The organism is Nonomuraea sp. NPDC050227, from assembly GCF_044459705.1.
Lineage (GTDB): Bacteria > Actinomycetota > Actinomycetes > Streptosporangiales > Streptosporangiaceae > Nonomuraea.
In genome coordinates, this window is record NZ_JBITJF010000002.1 from 128,764 (window position 1) to 143,758 (window position 14,995).

The 14,995-nt window shown below is 74.7% G+C and carries 12 protein-coding genes; 6 read left to right on the plus strand and 6 right to left on the minus strand.

The features are described 5' to 3' along the window. Positions 1-40: 40 nt before the first annotated feature. The 3 genes from ACIBK9_RS07845 to ACIBK9_RS07855 form a co-directional block, all read right to left on the minus strand. Positions 41-484, minus strand: a complete 444-nt coding sequence (locus tag ACIBK9_RS07845; protein ID WP_358286027.1) for a CBS domain-containing protein — start codon at positions 482-484, stop codon at positions 41-43. A 77-nt stretch (positions 485-561) separates the two neighbouring features. Continuing rightward, the gene (locus ACIBK9_RS07850) at positions 562-837 is read right to left on the minus strand and encodes an RNA 2'-phosphotransferase (protein WP_397156135.1); all 276 of its coding nucleotides are present in this window, start codon (positions 835-837) and stop codon (positions 562-564) included. Between the two features lie 35 nt (positions 838-872). After that, the gene (locus tag ACIBK9_RS07855) at positions 873-1,841 is read right to left on the minus strand and encodes an ArsR/SmtB family transcription factor (RefSeq protein ID WP_397156137.1); all 969 of its coding nucleotides are present in this window, start codon (positions 1,839-1,841) and stop codon (positions 873-875) included. Between the two features lie 83 nt (positions 1,842-1,924). Here ACIBK9_RS07855 and ACIBK9_RS07860 point away from each other — a divergent pair, with 83 nt between their 5' ends. From ACIBK9_RS07860 to ACIBK9_RS07870, 3 genes are read left to right on the plus strand one after another with little or no spacing between them, the layout of a single operon-like run. After that, entirely contained in the window at positions 1,925-3,142 is a 1,218-nt protein-coding gene (locus ACIBK9_RS07860) for an MFS transporter (RefSeq protein WP_397156139.1), read from the plus strand. After that, complete coding sequence (locus tag ACIBK9_RS07865; protein WP_352351383.1) at positions 3,139-3,678, plus strand: DUF892 family protein; 540 nt, start codon at positions 3,139-3,141, stop codon at positions 3,676-3,678. The genes ACIBK9_RS07860 and ACIBK9_RS07865 overlap by 4 nt, the downstream gene beginning before the upstream one ends. Before the next feature lie 57 nt (positions 3,679-3,735). Then, positions 3,736-6,672, plus strand: coding sequence for an FAD-binding and (Fe-S)-binding domain-containing protein (locus tag ACIBK9_RS07870; protein ID WP_397156141.1), 2,937 nt, complete (start codon positions 3,736-3,738; stop codon positions 6,670-6,672). Positions 6,673-6,753: 81 nt separating this feature from the next. On the opposite strand, the gene ACIBK9_RS07875 is transcribed toward ACIBK9_RS07870, so the two are convergent. The 3 genes from ACIBK9_RS07875 to ACIBK9_RS07885 are packed head-to-tail and all read right to left on the minus strand — an operon-like array spanning position 6,754 to position 11,327. After that, positions 6,754-8,886, minus strand: a complete 2,133-nt coding sequence (locus ACIBK9_RS07875) for an ATP-dependent RecD-like DNA helicase (protein WP_397156143.1) — start codon at positions 8,884-8,886, stop codon at positions 6,754-6,756. Between the two features lie 34 nt (positions 8,887-8,920). After that, complete coding sequence (locus tag ACIBK9_RS07880) at positions 8,921-10,177, minus strand: erythromycin esterase family protein (protein ID WP_397156145.1); 1,257 nt, start codon at positions 10,175-10,177, stop codon at positions 8,921-8,923. Continuing rightward, on the minus strand, positions 10,170-11,327 hold the full coding sequence (locus ACIBK9_RS07885) for an acetate/propionate family kinase (protein ID WP_397156147.1): 1,158 nt from the start codon (positions 11,325-11,327) through the stop codon (positions 10,170-10,172). Before ACIBK9_RS07885 ends, ACIBK9_RS07880 begins: the two co-directional genes overlap by 8 nt. A gap of 132 nt (positions 11,328-11,459) precedes the next feature. Between ACIBK9_RS07885 and ACIBK9_RS07890 the strand changes: the two genes are divergently transcribed. Genes ACIBK9_RS07890 through ACIBK9_RS07900 form a run of 3 tightly spaced genes read left to right on the plus strand, consistent with a single transcriptional unit; the run spans position 11,460 to position 14,934 of the window. Continuing rightward, positions 11,460-11,948 (plus strand): 2Fe-2S iron-sulfur cluster-binding protein, encoded by a 489-nt coding sequence (locus ACIBK9_RS07890; RefSeq protein ID WP_357977060.1) that lies wholly within the window; start codon positions 11,460-11,462, stop codon positions 11,946-11,948. Continuing rightward, positions 11,945-12,916, plus strand: coding sequence for a xanthine dehydrogenase family protein subunit M (locus ACIBK9_RS07895; RefSeq protein WP_364343682.1), 972 nt, complete (start codon positions 11,945-11,947; stop codon positions 12,914-12,916). The genes ACIBK9_RS07890 and ACIBK9_RS07895 overlap by 4 nt, the downstream gene beginning before the upstream one ends. Beyond that, complete coding sequence (locus ACIBK9_RS07900; protein ID WP_397156150.1) at positions 12,913-14,934, plus strand: xanthine dehydrogenase family protein molybdopterin-binding subunit; 2,022 nt, start codon at positions 12,913-12,915, stop codon at positions 14,932-14,934. The genes ACIBK9_RS07895 and ACIBK9_RS07900 overlap by 4 nt, the downstream gene beginning before the upstream one ends. Positions 14,935-14,995: the final 61 nt, after the last annotated feature.

Below are 14,995 nucleotides of genomic sequence, written 5' to 3' on the forward strand. Positions count from 1 at the left end.
GCCGCTGCCCTCGGCGCGTCACCGGGACCGGGGGAGGTGGTCAGAGGGCGAGCGCGTGGTCCAGCAGGGACTGGAGGGTGACGGCCCCGGCGACCCGGCCGTCCTCCACGATCGCCACCAGCGGGCTGCGCGTGCGGGCCATGAGCGCCGCCAGTTCGAGCACCGTGGCCTTCATGTCCGCCACCGGCAGCTCGCGCGGCTGCTCGGGCAGGCACTCGCGGACGGTACGCGTGCCGAGCCGGCGCAGGAACAGGTCGGCGTGGGCCTCGTCCACCACCCGGGCCAGGGCCGGGTCGTCCTGGCAGTAGCGCGGCACGGCCAGCCGGAGCACCTGCGTGCCGGGGAGGATGCTGTGGGGGCGGCCGTCGTCGCCGATCACGATGAGGCCGGGCAGGTCGCGCTCGGCCAGCAGCCGGGCGGCGTCGAGCGCCGACATGTCGAGCGTGACCGCCGGGAACTCCGTGACGAGATCGCGTGCGCGCATGAGTGATCATCCTCCGGCCCACAGCCTAGCCAACCCCCCTCCCGCCCGGCGAAGGCCCCAGGCTCCCCGTGGCGGGGTCAGGAGGGGAAACGCAGGTGGCCAGGTGGGACGTGGGCGGTGAGCCAGACGCCGTTGTCGCTGCGCAGGAAGAGATGACCGCCGGCGTGCATGTCCCCGGCGGCGACCGCCAGCACCACCGGCCTGCCCCTGCGCGCGCCCACCCGGACGGCGGTCTCCCGGTCGGGGGACAGGTGCACGTGGTGGCGGCTCATCGGCCGCAGGCCCTCCCGGCGGATGGCGCCCAGGTTGCGGGCCAGGTACTTGGAGATGCGGATCACGCGTCGTTCGTCCATGGGGTTCCCATGGTGGCAGCGACGGGCGGGCGCGGTCAGCTGGTTTGTGCCCGTACGAGATCGTCGCCGACGGGCGTACGGCCGTAGAGGACCGAACGGCCCGCCCGCACGCGGCCGACCAGCCCCGCGTCGAGCAGCACCTTGAGATGGCGGCCCACCGAGCCCAGGCCCTGGCCGGTGAGCGCGACGAGCTGCGTGGTGCTCTTCGGGGTGTCCAGCAGCACCAGCACGCCCGCCCGCGCCCCGCCCAGCAGCCGGGCGAGCGCCTGCGGCGCGGGCGGCGGGCCGACGTCGGCCAGCGGCCCCGAGCACGGGTAGACGATCGCGCAGCGGCGGGAGCCGTGCCAGCTCACCCAGCCCTGGCGCGGCGTGACCGGCACGAACATCAGCCGGGCGCCCGCCAGGTCCCGCGGCGGGTGGTCGTAGGCGTTGATCTGCAGCCGTCCGTCGCCCAGCCAGCGCAGGCCGGGACGCATGCCGTCGAGAGCCGCCGCCCAGCCGCCCCGGCCCAGCCGCGCGGCGCGGGCGGTGACGTCGGCCTCGATGATCCGGCGGCGCCGCGGCCAGGCCGGCAGCACGGTCTCGCGCCACACCCACTCCAGCCGGGCGGCCATGCGCGCGGGCAGGTCGTCGCGGCGCAGCACGGCGGGGACCGGGCCGCCCAGCGACTCGACCAGGTCCTCCCGCGCCTGCTCGGGCGGGGTGTCGCGGACGCTCGCCACCTCCTCCTCGAAGGCCGCCTCGCCCTCTCCCTCGGGCGTGGGCGTGAGGAAGGTCGCGTTCCACGTGCGGCCCAGCGCGGCGCGGACGAGCAGTGCCGTGACCGGGTCGGCGGCCTGCTCGGCGCGGTAGGCGGGCAGGTGGGCGGCCAGCCAGGCGTCCTCGCCGGGATGGGCGGCGACGGCGCGGTCCAGCGTCTTCAGCGCGGCGATCGTCTCGGCCAGCGGCGACAGGACGAACCGGCCGTCCGCGAGCGTGTCCGCGTCGACCTGCCAGAAGCCCACCACGTCCTCCTCGTCCCCGCGTTGTTTCGCGGGTGGGCGAAACAGTAACGCCTGCCGCCGCCGGTCGCGAAGACTGCCGTCCCATGCGCACGTACCGGGACCTGTTCGGCAGGTCCGGATTCACCCCGCTCTTCCTGGTCTCGTCCGGGCAGGTGGCCGGGCAGACGGTGAGCGGGCTCGCCCTCGGCACCCTCGTCTACGCCGACACCGGATCGCCGCTGCTGTCCGGGCTGGCCATGTTCGGCCCGGCGCTCGCCCAGGTGGTGGGCGCGGCCACGCTGCTGTCGGCGGCCGACCGGCTGCCGCCGCGGGCCGCCCTGTCCGGGCTGGCGCTGGCGGCCGCGCTCGGCGCCGCCTTCCTGGCCGTGCCCGGCCTGCCCGTGTGGGGCATGCTCGCCGTCGTGCTGGCCTTCGGCGCGCTGTCCGCGCTCGGCGGCGGCGTCCGGTACGGGCTGCTGAACGAGCTGCTCGACCGGGACGGATACCTGCTCGGCCGGTCGGTGCTCAACATGTCCTCCGGGATCGTGCAGATCGCCGGGTTCGGCGCGGGCGGCGTGCTGGTGACCGTCCTGTCGCCGCGCGGGACGCTGCTCGTCGCGGCGGCCCTCCACCTGGCCGCCGCGCTGGCCGGGCTGGGGCTCGGACGGCGGCGGCCGCGCGCGTCCGGACGGCCCTCACCCGCCGAGACCTGGCGCGACAACGCCCGCCTGTGGTCCGATCGGCCGCGCCGGCACGTCTACCTCGCCCTCTGGCTGCCCAACGGCCTGATCGTCGGCTGCGAGTCGTTGTTCGTGCCGCTCGCGCCGGACCGGGCCGGGCTGCTGTTCGCCTGCGCCGCCGCCGGGATGCTCGCCGGTGACGTGCTGGTCGGCCGGTACGTGCCGCCGCACCGGCGGGCGCGGCTGGTCACGCCGCTGTACCTGCTGCTCGCGCTGCCGTACCTGGTGTTCGTGGCCTACCCGTCGCCGGTGCTGGTCGCGCTCGCCTCGGCCGGGTTCGCCGCCACCCTGCTGCTCCAGGAGCGGCTCATGGCGCTGACGCCCCCCGAGCTGAGCGGGCACGCGCTCGGGCTGCACTCCTCCGGCATGGTCGCCATGCAGGGGCTGGCCGCCGCGCTCGCCGGCGCCCTGGCCGAGCACACCTCGCCCGGCGCGGCCATGGCCGTGCTGGCCGCGACGTCGGCGGCGGTCACGCTCGCGCTGGCCCCCCGCCTGCGGTCCGCCCGTGTCGCAACCCCGGCGCAGGCTCCGGCGAAGTTACCGTTGACCAGGGGAAATCGCCGGGGGAAGGACACATCATGACGCAGACGGACGACTTCGTGCTCGACGTCACCAGGATCCGCGAGCAGGTGCGGCAGAAGATGGACGAGGGCCCGATCACGCAGACCTTCGGCCGCGACCCGGAGAAGGTCATCGAGATCCTCAACGACGTGATCGCCACCGAGGTGGTGTGCTGGCTCAGGTACACCAGGCACGCCATCTCGGCCAAGGGCATCGACCGCGCGCAGGTGGCGGCGGAGTTCACCGAGCACGCCAAGGAGGAGCTGGACCACGCGCTGCGCGCCGCCGAACGCGTCAGCCAGCTCGGCGGCGAGCCGGACTTCGACCCGGCCAAGCTCGTCCAGCGCTCGCACACCGACTACCAGGTGCCCGCAGACACCGATCTGAAGGCGCTGCTGGAGGCCAACCTGTGGGCCGAGCGCATCGTCATCTCCACCTACCAGGAGATCATCCGCTGGCTCGGCGAGGGCGACCCGACCACCCGCCGGCTCATGGAGTCGATCCTGGAAGAGGAGGAGGAGCACGCCGACGACCTCACCGACCTGCTCGGGGTCTAGAACCGGGCTTGGCCCGCCGTTGGGCGCACCGTGAGCGGGCCCGGGTAAGTGCCCGGCATGAAAAGCCTGGTCAACACGCCCGTCACGCACACGCCGCCGTCCCGCGAGATCGACGTCGAGACGCTGAGCCGCCGCCTCGCCGCGGCCGTGGACGGCGAGGTGCGCTTCGACCTGGGCAGCCGCGCCGCCTACGCGCGTGACGCCTCCAACTACCGGCAGGTCCCGATCGGCGTCGTCGTGCCGCGCGACCTGGACGCCGGGGTGGCGGCGGTGGCCGTGTGCCGGTCCAGGGACGTGCCCGTGCTCTCCCGCGGCGGCGGCACCAGCCTGGCCGGGCAGTGCTGCAACGCGGCGGTGGTGATCGACTGGTCCAAGCACTGCGGCGCGGTGGAGTCCGTGGACGCGGCGGGCCGCCGGGTCGTCGTCCAGGCGGGGGCCGTGCTCGACCAGGTGGACCACGAGCTGGCGCCGTACGGGCTGATGGTGGGGCCGCGGCCGTCCAGCCATCGGGCCTGCACGATCGGCGGCATGATCGGCAACAACTCGTGCGGGGCCTCGGCGCAGGCGTACGGGAAGATGTCGCAGTCGGTGCTCCGGCTGGAGATCCTCACCTACGACGGCGTGCGCGCCTGGGTGGGGCCGACCAGCGACGCCGAGTACGACCGCATCCAGGCCCAGGGCGGCCGGCTGGCCGAGATCTACCGCCAGGTGCGCGACCTGCGCGACGAGACCATGGAACTGGTCCGCACCCGCTACCCCAGGCTGGAACGCCGCATCTCCGGCTACAACCTCGACCAGCTCCTGCCCGAGAACGGCTTCGACCTGGCCCGCGCCCTGACCGGCAGCGAGGGCACGCTGGTGACCGTGCTCCGCGCCGAGCTGCGCGTCGTGCCGTCCCCGCCCGCCAGGGCGCTGGCCGTGCTCGGCTTCGAGGACGTCTTCACCGCCGCCGACGCCGTCCCGGCCGTGGCCCGGCACGCGCCGATCGCGCTGGAGGCCATGGACGAGACCATGTACCGGCTGGCCAAGCGGGAGCACCCCGGCGACCCGGCGCTCCAGGACCTGCCCGAGGGTGGCGGCTGGCTGCTGGTGCAGTTCGGTGGGGACACGCCCGAGCAGGCGCGCGAGCGGGCCGAGACGATGATGCGCGACGTGGGGGAGCGGCCCGAGGCGCCCACGCCCACGCACGCCTTCCTCGGCGACCCGGCCAGGGAGGACCGGCTGTGGCGGTGGCGGGAGTCGGGGCTCGGCGTGGAGGCCTACCCGCCGACCGGCCGCCAGACGTACGAGGGCTGGTCGGACGCGGCCGTGCCGCCCGAGCGGCTGGGTGCCTACCTGCGCGACTACGAGCGGCTGCTGCGCGCGCACGACTACCAGGACTCCGCCCTGTACGGCCACTTCGGCCAGGGCTGCGTGCACGGCCGGCTGCCGCTCGACCTGCACACCGACGACGGCGTCGCCCGCTACCGCGCCTTCGCCCGGGAGGCCGCCGAGCTGGTCGCCTCCTACGGCGGCTCGCTGTCCGGCGAGCACGGCGACGGCCAGGCGCTGGCCGAGCTGCTGCCGGTCATGTTCGGCCAGGAGGTCGTGGAGGTGTTCGGCCGCTTCAAGGCCATCTTCGACCCGCGCGACCGGATGAACCCGGGCAAGGTCGTCCATCCCCGCCACCTCGACCAGAACCTGGCCCAGCACCGCTTCTACCCGCACGAGCCGCGCCAGACGTTCTTCCAGTACCCCAACGACCACGGACGTTTCGGGCACGCCGCCACCCGCTGCGTCGGCACCGGGACCTGCCGCAAGCACACCTTCGAGGGCGGCGTCATGTGCCCCAGCTACCGGGTGACCCGCGAGGAGGAGCACTCCACGCGCGGACGGGCCCGGCTGCTGGAGGAGATGGTGCGCGGCGACGTCATCACCGACGGCTGGCGTTCGGCCGCCGTGCGCGACGCGCTCGACCTGTGCCTGTCGTGCAAGGGCTGCCGCTCCGAATGCCCGGTCAACGTGGACATGGCCACCTACAAGGCCGAGTTCCTCGCCCACCACTACCGGCGCCGCGTCCGGCCGCGCGCCCACTACTCGATGGGCTGGCTGCCGGTGTGGGCCGCGCTCGCCTCGGCCGCGCCCGGCCTGGTCAACGCGGTCAACTCGGCGCCCGGACTGTCGCGGCTGGTCAAGGCCGTCGCGGGGATCACGCCGGAGCGCGAGCTGCCGAGGTTCGCCCGGCAGCGGTTCACCGACTGGTTCAGGCGGCGTCCCCGGAGCGGGCCGGGCCCGCGGGGGCGGGTGGTGTTGTGGGCCGACACGTTCACCGACCACTTCGACCCGCGCATCGGGCGGGCCGCCGTGGACGTGCTGGAGGCGGCCGGGTTCGAGGTGGTGGTGCCGCCGGTGACGCTGTGCTGCGGGCTGACCTGGATCAGCACCGGGCAGCTCGGGGTGGCCCGGCGGGTGCTGGCGCGGACGGTGGGGGCGCTCGCCCCCTGGGCCGAGGCCGGGGTGCCGGTGGTCGGCCTGGAGCCGAGCTGCGCCGCCGTGTTCCGCTCCGACGGGCCCGAACTGCTCAACACGCCCGAGACGCGGCTGCTGGCGGAGCGGTTCCTGACGCTGGCCGAGCTGCTGGAGACGCGCGCCGCCGACTGGCGGCCGGCCACGACCGGCGGGCAGGCGATCGCGCAGGTGCACTGCCACCAGAGCGCGATCATGGGCTACGACGCCGACCGGGCCGTGCTCGACCGCTTCGGCATCCGGACCAGCGTGCTCGACTCCGGCTGCTGCGGGCAGGCCGGCAACTTCGGGTTCGAGCGGGGGCACCACGAGGTGTCGCAGGCGTGCGCCGAGCAGGGGCTCTGGCCGGCCGTACGGTCGGCGGGGCCGGGGGAGGAGCTGCTCGCCGACGGCTTCTCCTGCCGCACCCAGATCGCCGCCGCGGGCACCGGACGCCAGGGCCGCCACCTGGCCGAACTCCTCGCCACGACCCTCGTCCGCCAGGACTGACCCGGCCCGTCCCCCTCACGGCCCCGGCCGGGCACGGCCCGATCACGGCCCGATCGATCACGGCCCCGGCCCCGGCCGGGGTCAGGCCGACAGGCTTTGGGACAGGCGGCGGGGCAGGCCGGTGTTGCGGGGGCGGCCCACCCGGTGGACGGCCAGCTCCAGCGCCTCGCGCTGCCCCACCAGCACGACCCACGCCTTGGCCCGGGTCACCAGCGTGTACAGCAGCTTGCGCCGCAACATGATCCCGCCCGCCTCGGCCACGATCGGCGCCACCACGAACGGGTACTCGCTGCCCTGCGAGCGGTGCACGCTGATCGCGTAGGCGTGGGTGAGGTCGTCGAGCTCGCCGAACCCGTACTGGACGGTCTCGCCGTCGTCGGTGCGGACCTCGACCACGCGGTCCTGCGGCAGCACGGCGGTGACCGTGGCGGTCTCCCCGTTGAAGACGCCCTTGTCGTAGTTGTTGCGGATGGGCATGACCCGGTCGCCCACCCGGAACACCGACGCCCCCGACCAGTGCTCGGGCTTGTCGTCGGCCGCCGGGTTGAGGCGGTCCTGGAGCAGCCGGCCCAGCGTGACCGCGCCCGTCTCGCCCTTGCGCATCGGGCACAGCACCTGCACCTGCTCGGGCGGCACGCCCTGCTTGCGGGGGATCGCCTCCATGGCCAGATGGGCCACCCGCTCGGCCACCCGCGCCGGATCGTCGAGCTCCTCGAACCAGAACCCGCCGCGCCCCGGCGTCGCCGGCATGCGGCCGGCCCGGATGAGGTGGGCGGCCTCGACGATGCCGCTGCCGCTCGCCTGGCGGAAGACGTGGGTGAGCCGCACCCGCGGGATCGCCTCCACGCGCAGCAGGTCGGCCAGCACGTCGCCGGCGCCGATGCTGGGAAGCTGGTCGCTGTCGCCGATGAGCAGCAGATGGCTGCCCGGCTGGACGGCCGCCGTGAGCCGGGTGGCGAGGTGGAGGTCGAGCATCGACGCCTCGTCGACCACGATCAGGTCGGCCTGCGCGGGCGCCTCCTCGAACAGCGTGGACGGGTCGGGGTCGGGCTGGTGGGCGAGCATGCGGTGGATGGTCATGGCGGGCATGCCGGTCAGCTCCGACAGGCGTTTGGCCGCCTTGCCGGTGGGGGCCGTGAGCGTGACCGTGCCGCCCGACGCCTTGACCGTGGCGGCCACGGCCCTGACCGTGTGGCTCTTGCCGCAGCCGGGCCCACCGGTGATGATCGAGACGGTGCAGGTCAGCGCCATGTTGACGGCCGCGCGCTGGTCGTCGTGGAGGGTCTCGTCCTCGCGGAAGGAACGCAGCGGCAGCGTGGAGCGGGCCCGCAGGAGCCGGGTGAGCTGCTCGGTGAGCTGCCGCTCGCGGGCGTGCACGTGTTTGGCGTAGGCCACCGCCCGCCCCGGCTGCTCGTCGTCGGCCTCGACCACCACCCGCCGTTCGGCCACCAGCGCGTCGATCATCGGCCCGACCGCCTCGGGGTCGAGCTCGATCAGCTCGGCCGCCCGCGCCACCAGGTGGGGCACCGGCACGAAGCAGTGGCCGTCGCGCACCGCCGCCGACTCCAGCCGGTCGAGCAGCGCGGCCTTGATCCGCTGCGGGCTGCGCTCGGGCACCCCCCGCTGCAGCGCGATGCGGTCGGCGACGCGGAAGGCGATGCCCCTGACCCGGCCGATCAGCCGGTAGGGGTCGGTGGCCAGGACCTCCTCGGCCTCGCCGCCGAACACCTGGTGGATCTTGGCCGCGAGCAGCGGGCTGACGCCCAGCCCCTGCAACGTCACCATCAGCGCGGCGATGGCCTTCTGCTCCTGCCACGCCTGGACGATCTGCGCCTGCCGCAGCGGCCCGATGTTGACGACCTCGGTCAGCCGCCCCGGCTCGGCGTCGATGACCTTGAGCGTCTCCTCGCCGAAGTGGTCGACGATCGCGTACGCCAGCCGCGGCCCGATGCCGCGGATCAGCCCCGACCCCAGGTAGACGCGGATCGCCCGGACCGTGGCGGGCACCACCCGCTCGCACCCGGCCACCGCGAACCGCCTGCCGTGGCGCGCGTGGTGGCTCCAGTCGCCGGTCAGCCGGAGCGTCTCGCCCGGCTGCGCGCCCGACAGCGCCCGGCCGGTGGCCACGAAGTCGGGCACGCCCTCGGCGCTCATGCGCGCGACGGTGTATTCGTCGTCCCTGACGTAGACGAGCTGCTCGACCGAGGCCTCCACAGCAGCGATCAAACCATCTGCCACCGACAGTCCGTCACATGGCGCTCGGATAGGTCTCCGGCTCGACGTCGTCCCACGGCTCGGCGTGCAGCGGGTGCAGGGCCTCGGTGACGTCCAGCCAGATGAAGGCGTCGTAGCGGTCGCCGAGCGCGGTGGGCACGTAGTTGCCCCACTTCTCGCGCTCGGGCCGGTAGACGACGCCGATCGCGCGGTGGTCCAGCGGCTGGTCGAACCAGCGCGGACGGGGCCGCCGGGGCGTCACGAACAGGGCGCGCTCGCCGCCGAGCGCGTCGTGCAGCAGCGCCTCCAGCGATCCGGGCCGGGCCGGCGGGACGGGCATGACGTGCGCCCGCGTGCCCCAGCTCGCCCCGGCCACGACCGTCCCCCGGTAGCCGCCGAAGCCGACCAGGACGACGTCCTCGCCGTGCCGCTCGCGGGCCAGCTGGCCGAGGTTGGTCATGCCGGCGGCGGCCATGTCGGTGGCGCGGGCGTCGCCGACGTGCGTGTTGTGCGCCCACACCACGCCCTTGGCCCCGTAGAAGGCGGTCAGCCGGTCCAGGGTGTCGGCCATGTGCACGTCCCTGACGTTCCACGAATCGGGGCCGCCGCCGACCATGGTCCGGTAGTAGTTCTCGGCCCCGGCCACGACCTCGGCGTTCTGCCGGGCCTCGAAGCCGTCCTCGTCGGCGGGCGCGGCCGCCACGACCGCCCTGAGCAGCTCCACGACCTCGGTCTCGCAGGAGTCGGGGACCAGGCGGGTCTCCAGGCCGTACCGCTGCGGGTCGTGGCCGTAGGACTCGAAGCAGTACAGGGCCTCCATCACCGTGCCGAGCTGGCCGGGCAGGTGGTCGGCGGCGTAGCGGCGCACGGCGCGCAGGGACTCCCAGAGGCTGTAGACGTCGAGGCCGTGGAAGCCGACGCGCTCGCCCGGCGGCAGGGCCGCGTTCCAGCGGCGCAGCCAGCGGCAGAACTCGGCGACCTCCTCGTTGGCCCACATGAACGCGGGCCAGCGCTGGTAGGCGTACAGGGCGTCGAAGGGGTCCTCGCCGTCGCGGGTGACCGCGCGGTGGACGCGCTCGCAGTCGGGCCAGTCGCCCTCGACGGCGACGAACCCGAAGCCCTTCTCGGCGATCAGGCGGCGGGTGAGCGCGGCCCGCCAGGTGTAGAAGTCGTGGGTGCCGTGACTGGCCTCGCCGATCAGCACGAGACCGGCCTCGCCGACGCGGTCGAGCAGCGGGTCGAGATCCTGCTCGCCCGACAGCCGCAGCGCCGAGCGGGTGACGTCATCCATAGCCGTCCTCCTCTGCCGGCCGGAAGACGCCCAGGCATTCGCGGGCGAGCTGGAGCTCCTCGCGCACCTGGACGACCAGGACGGGCACGGCGGCGCCCGGCCCGCTGACCGGGCCGTCGTCGTGCCGGTTGCCGGACTCGGGCGGCTCGACGCCGAGCAGCCCGAGACGGCGGCAGACCGCCTCGCGCACCTCCGGCTGGTCCCAGCCGATCTCGCCGGTGAACACCAGGGCGTCGATCCTGGACAGCGACGTGGCGGCGGCGGCGATCTCCCGGCTCACCCGGTGGCAGAACACCTCCAGGGCCAGGGCGGCCTCGGCGTCGCCGGCGCGTTCGGCCTCGACCAGCTCGCGGGTGTCGCCCGAGCGGCCGCCGGACAGCCCGAGCAGCCCGGACCGGCGTTGCAGGCCCTCGCCCAGTTCGTCGGCCGACAGGTGGCCCTGCGCCAGCAGCCACATCAGCATCCCGGGATCGACGCTGCCCGAGCGCCTGCTCATCGGGACGCCGTCCAGCGGGGTGAACCCCATCGAGGTGTCCAGGCTGCGCCCGCCCGACACCGCGCACACCGACGAGCCGCCGCCCAGGTGGGTCAGCACCAGCTCCAGGTCGGCCAGCGGCCGGCCGAGCAGCTCGGCCACCCGGTCGGCGGTCCAGGCGTAGGACAGGCCGTGGAAGCCGTAGCGGCGCAGGCCGTACCGGTCGCGCCACTCGCGCGGCAGGGCGTAGACCGCGGCGGCGTCGGGCAGGCCGGCGTGGAAGGCCGTGTCGGGGCAGAGCACGTGCGGCACGGCGGGAAGCTGCTCGCGGGCCGCCTCCAGCAGCGCCAGCGCGGGCGGCAGGTGCAGCGGCGCCAGGCTCACGACGCCGCGCAGCGCCTCGACGGTCTCGTCGTCGGCGACCGTGGGCGCGCGGACGACGTCGCCGCCGTGCACCAGCCGGTGCGCCACCGCGCGGATGTCGCGGTCGAAGTGGCCGCCGAGGAACGCCGCCAGCTCCTCGCGCGCCGAGCCCGGGTCCGCGGCCCGCTCGGCGTGCGCGCTGTCCAGCACGCAGCCGCCCTGCACGAGGTCGAGGCGCAGGCTCGACGAGCCCGCGTTGACGGTCAGCACCGCCTCGGACTCCGCCACCTGCTCGTCGAACGCTCGCCCCATGCACCCCTCCGCGGCCCGATCCTCTCCCCGGCTACCCGCCGCCCGCGCCCCGACACCTGGACCCCGTCACCTTTACCCCGAGATGTCCGAGCCCGTGGTTGCCTCCGGCGGTGGCCGGGTAGGCGAGCGCCTATGGACATCACCCTGCAGGTGAACGGCGTGCCGCACACCGTGGCCGTCGACCCCAGGATCTCCTTGCTCGACCTGCTGCGCGAACGGCTCGGCCTGACCGGCTCCAAGAAGGGCTGCGACCACGGCCAGTGCGGCGCGTGCACGGTGCTCATCGACGGCCGCCGGGCCAACTCCTGCCTGGCGCTGGCCGTGGCGGTGGACGGCAGCGAGATCGTCACCGTCGAGGGGCTGGCCTCGGGCGAGCAGCTGCATCCGCTGCAGGCCGCGTTCATCGAGCACGACGCCTTCCAGTGCGGCTACTGCACGCCCGGCCAGCTCTGCTCGGCGGTCGGCATGCTGGGCGAGCCCGGTCCGAGCGCCGTCACCGCCGACCTCCTCCTCGACCCGGCCCTGACGCCCGAGGAGATCAGGGAACGCATGAGCGGCAACCTGTGCCGGTGCGGCGCCTATCCCGGCATCGTGGCCGCGATCGGCGAGGTGGCCCGGTGAAGCCGTTCGACTACGTCCGCGCCCAGAGCCCGTCCGACGCGGTCGGCCGGTACGGCCCCGGCACGATGTACCTGGGCGGCGGCACCAACCTGGTCGACCTCATGCGCCTCGGCGTGGCCGCCCCCGACCACCTCGTGGACGTCAGCCGCCTGCCGCTGGACGCCGTCGAGCCCGTACGCGACCGGCTGCGGATCGGCGCGGCCGTGCGCAACAGCGACCTGGCGGCCGACCCGCTCGTCCGCGCCCGCTACCCGATGCTCGCCAGGGCCGTGCTGACCGGCGCCTCCGGCCAGGTCAGGAACATGGCCACGGTGGCCGGAAACCTGCTGCAACGCACCCGCTGCCCCTACTTCCAGGACGTCACCAGGCCGTGCAACAAGCGCGAGCCCGGCACCGGCTGCCCCGCGATCGAGGGCGACCACGGCAACCTGGCCGTGCTCGGCGCCTCGGACGCCTGCGTGGCCACCCACCCCTCGGACATGGCCGTGGCGCTGGCCGCGCTCGATGCCGAGGTGCACGTCACCGGCCCGGCCGGCGACCGGATCATCCCCATGCCCGGCCTGCACCGCCTGCCCGGCGACGCGCCGGAGCGCGACACCGTGCTCGAACCCGGCATGCTGATCACCGCCGTCGAGCTGCCCGCGCCGCCGCCGGGCGCCTCCCTCTACCGCAAGGTGCGCGAGCGGGCCTCGTTCGCGTTCGCCCTGGTGTCCATCGCCGCCGTGCTCGACGTGCGCTGGGACGGCGTGGTGACCGGCTGCCGCATCGCGCTCGGCGGCGTGGCCCACGCGCCCTGGCGGGCCGAACGCGCCGAACGGGAGATCATCGGCGGCCCCGCCACGGGGGAGGCGTACCTGCGGGCCGCCGAGGCCGAGCTCGACCAGGCCCGCCCGCTGCCGCGCAACGCGTACAAGCTGCCGCTGGCGCGCAACCTGATCGTCCGCACGCTGGAGGAGCTGACGCCGTGAACCGCATCGAGGGGCGCGTCAAGGTCACGGGGCTGGCCACGTACGCCGCCGAGTACCCGGTCGAGGGCGTCGCCTACTGCTACCCGGTGCAGTCCACGGTCGCCAGGGGCCGGGTGACCGGGGTGGACGCCGGGCAGGCGCTGGCCATGCCGGGCGTGCTGGCCGTGCTGTCCGTCGAGGACCCGCCCGACCTGGCCGAGGACGCCGACCCCGAGCTGGCGCTGTTCCGCTCCCGGGACGTCGTCTACCGGGGCCAGCTCGTGGCCGCCGTCGTCGCCGGCACCTACGACCAGGCCCGCGCGGCCGCCGACGCCGTCCACGTCGCCTACGAAGCGCAGGCCCACGACGTGCGGCTGCGCGCCGACCACCCGGACCTCTACCGGCCCGAGACGGTCAACCCGAACCTGCCGCCCGACACCGGCAAGGGCGACGTGGAGGCCGGGCTGGCCGCCGCCGCGTCCGCCGTGGACGTGACGTACACGACGCCGCCCCTGCACAACAACGCGATGGAGCCGCACGCCGCGGTGGCCGTGTGGGCCGACGACGGCCGGCTGCTGGTCTACGACTCGACCCAGGGCACCAGCGGCGACCGGGACAGCATCGCCAAGACCCTCGGCCTGCCCGCCGAGCAGGTGCGCGTGGTGTCCAGGCACGTCGGCGGCGGCTTCGGCTCCAAGGGCACCACCAGGCCGAACGCCGTGCTCGCCGCCCTGGCCGCCCGGGCCGCCGGCCGTCCGGTCAAGGTCGTCTTCACCCGGCAGCAGATGTTCGACCTCACCGGCTACCGCACGCCCACCGTCCAGCGGCTGCGGCTCGGCGCGGACGCCGACGGCCGGCTCACCGCGGTCGAGCACACGGCGTACGTGCAGACCAGCAGGATCGTCGAGTTCGCCGAGCAGGCCGCCACCCCCGGCCGCGTCATGTACGCCACGCCCGCGCTGCGCACCGCGCACCGGCTCGTCCGCCTCGACGTCGCCACCCCGTCCTGGATGCGCGCCCCCGGCGAGTGCCCCGGCATGTACGCCCTGGAGTCGGCGATGGACGAGCTGGCCGAGGCGGCCGGGATCGACCCCGTCGAGCTGCGCATCCGCAACGAGCCCACGACCGAGCCGGACGGCGGGCTGCCGTTCAGCTCCCGCAGCCTGGTGACCTGCCTGCGCGAGGGCGCCCGCCGCTTCGGCTGGGACCGCCGCGACCCGGCGCCCGGCGTCCGGCGCGAGGGGGAGTGGCTGGTCGGCACCGGCGTGGCCGCCTCCACCTACCCGGCCAGGCGCGGCCCTTCGCAGGCCACCGCGACCGTGCGCGACGGCGACTTCGTCATCCGGGTGGCCGCCGCCGACATCGGCACCGGCGCCCGGACCGTGCTCACCAGGATCGCGGCCGACTGCCTCGGCGTCGCCCCCGACCGGGTGCACGTCGAGCTCGGCGACAGCGACCTGCCTGCCGCCCCCGTCGCGGGCGGCTCGATGGGCACGGCGTCGTGGGGCTCGGCCGTCGTACGGGCCTGCGAGGCGCTGCGGGCCGACGGTGGCGAGGGGTCCGCCGACACCACCGAGGAGGTCAAGGCCGACGAGGAGCTGGCCAGGCACGCCTTCGGCGCCCAGTTCGCCGAGGTCAGGGTCAGCTCCGTGACGGGCGAGATCCGCCTGTCGCGCCTGCTCGGCGTGTTCGCCGCCGGCCGCATCCTGGACGCCAGGCTGGCCAGGTCGCAGTTCGTCGGCGGCATGACCATGGGCATGGGGATGGCGCTGATGGAGGAGACGCTGACCGACGACGAGTTCGGCGGCTTCCTGCACCGCGACCTGGCCCAGTACCATGTGCCGGCCTGCGCCGACGTGCCGGCGATCGAGGCCGTCTGGATCGACGAGCAGGACGGCCTGCTCAACCCGATGGGCTCCAAGGGCATCGGCGAGATCGGCATCGTGGGCACCGCCGCCGCGATCGGCAACGCCGTTCACCACGCCACCGGCCGGCGGGTGCGCGACCTGCCCATCACCCCCGCCAAGATCCTCAGCTGACCCCGCCATCCATGTTTCGACCGGCCTCCGCCAAGGAAGAGGGGAACATCCAACGAGGAGG

Bases quoted from the DNA above. Each gene is read 5' to 3' on its own strand.
- ACIBK9_RS07880 (WP_397156145.1), bottom strand. From the start codon at position 10,177: ATGGATGACGTCACCCGCTCGGCGCTGCGGCTGTCGGGCGAGCAGGAT.
- ACIBK9_RS07885 (WP_397156147.1), bottom strand. From the start codon at position 11,327: ATGGGGCGAGCGTTCGACGAGCAGGTGGCGGAGTCCGAGGCGGTGCTG.
- ACIBK9_RS07850 (WP_397156135.1), bottom strand. From the start codon at position 837: ATGGACGAACGACGCGTGATCCGCATCTCCAAGTACCTGGCCCGCAAC.
- ACIBK9_RS07890 (WP_357977060.1), top strand. From the start codon at position 11,460: ATGGACATCACCCTGCAGGTGAACGGCGTGCCGCACACCGTGGCCGTC.
- ACIBK9_RS07870 (WP_397156141.1), top strand. From the start codon at position 3,736: ATGAAAAGCCTGGTCAACACGCCCGTCACGCACACGCCGCCGTCCCGC.
- ACIBK9_RS07845 (WP_358286027.1), bottom strand. From the start codon at position 484: ATGCGCGCACGCGATCTCGTCACGGAGTTCCCGGCGGTCACGCTCGAC.
- ACIBK9_RS07860 (WP_397156139.1), top strand. From the start codon at position 1,925: ATGCGCACGTACCGGGACCTGTTCGGCAGGTCCGGATTCACCCCGCTC.
- ACIBK9_RS07865 (WP_352351383.1), top strand. From the start codon at position 3,139: ATGACGCAGACGGACGACTTCGTGCTCGACGTCACCAGGATCCGCGAG.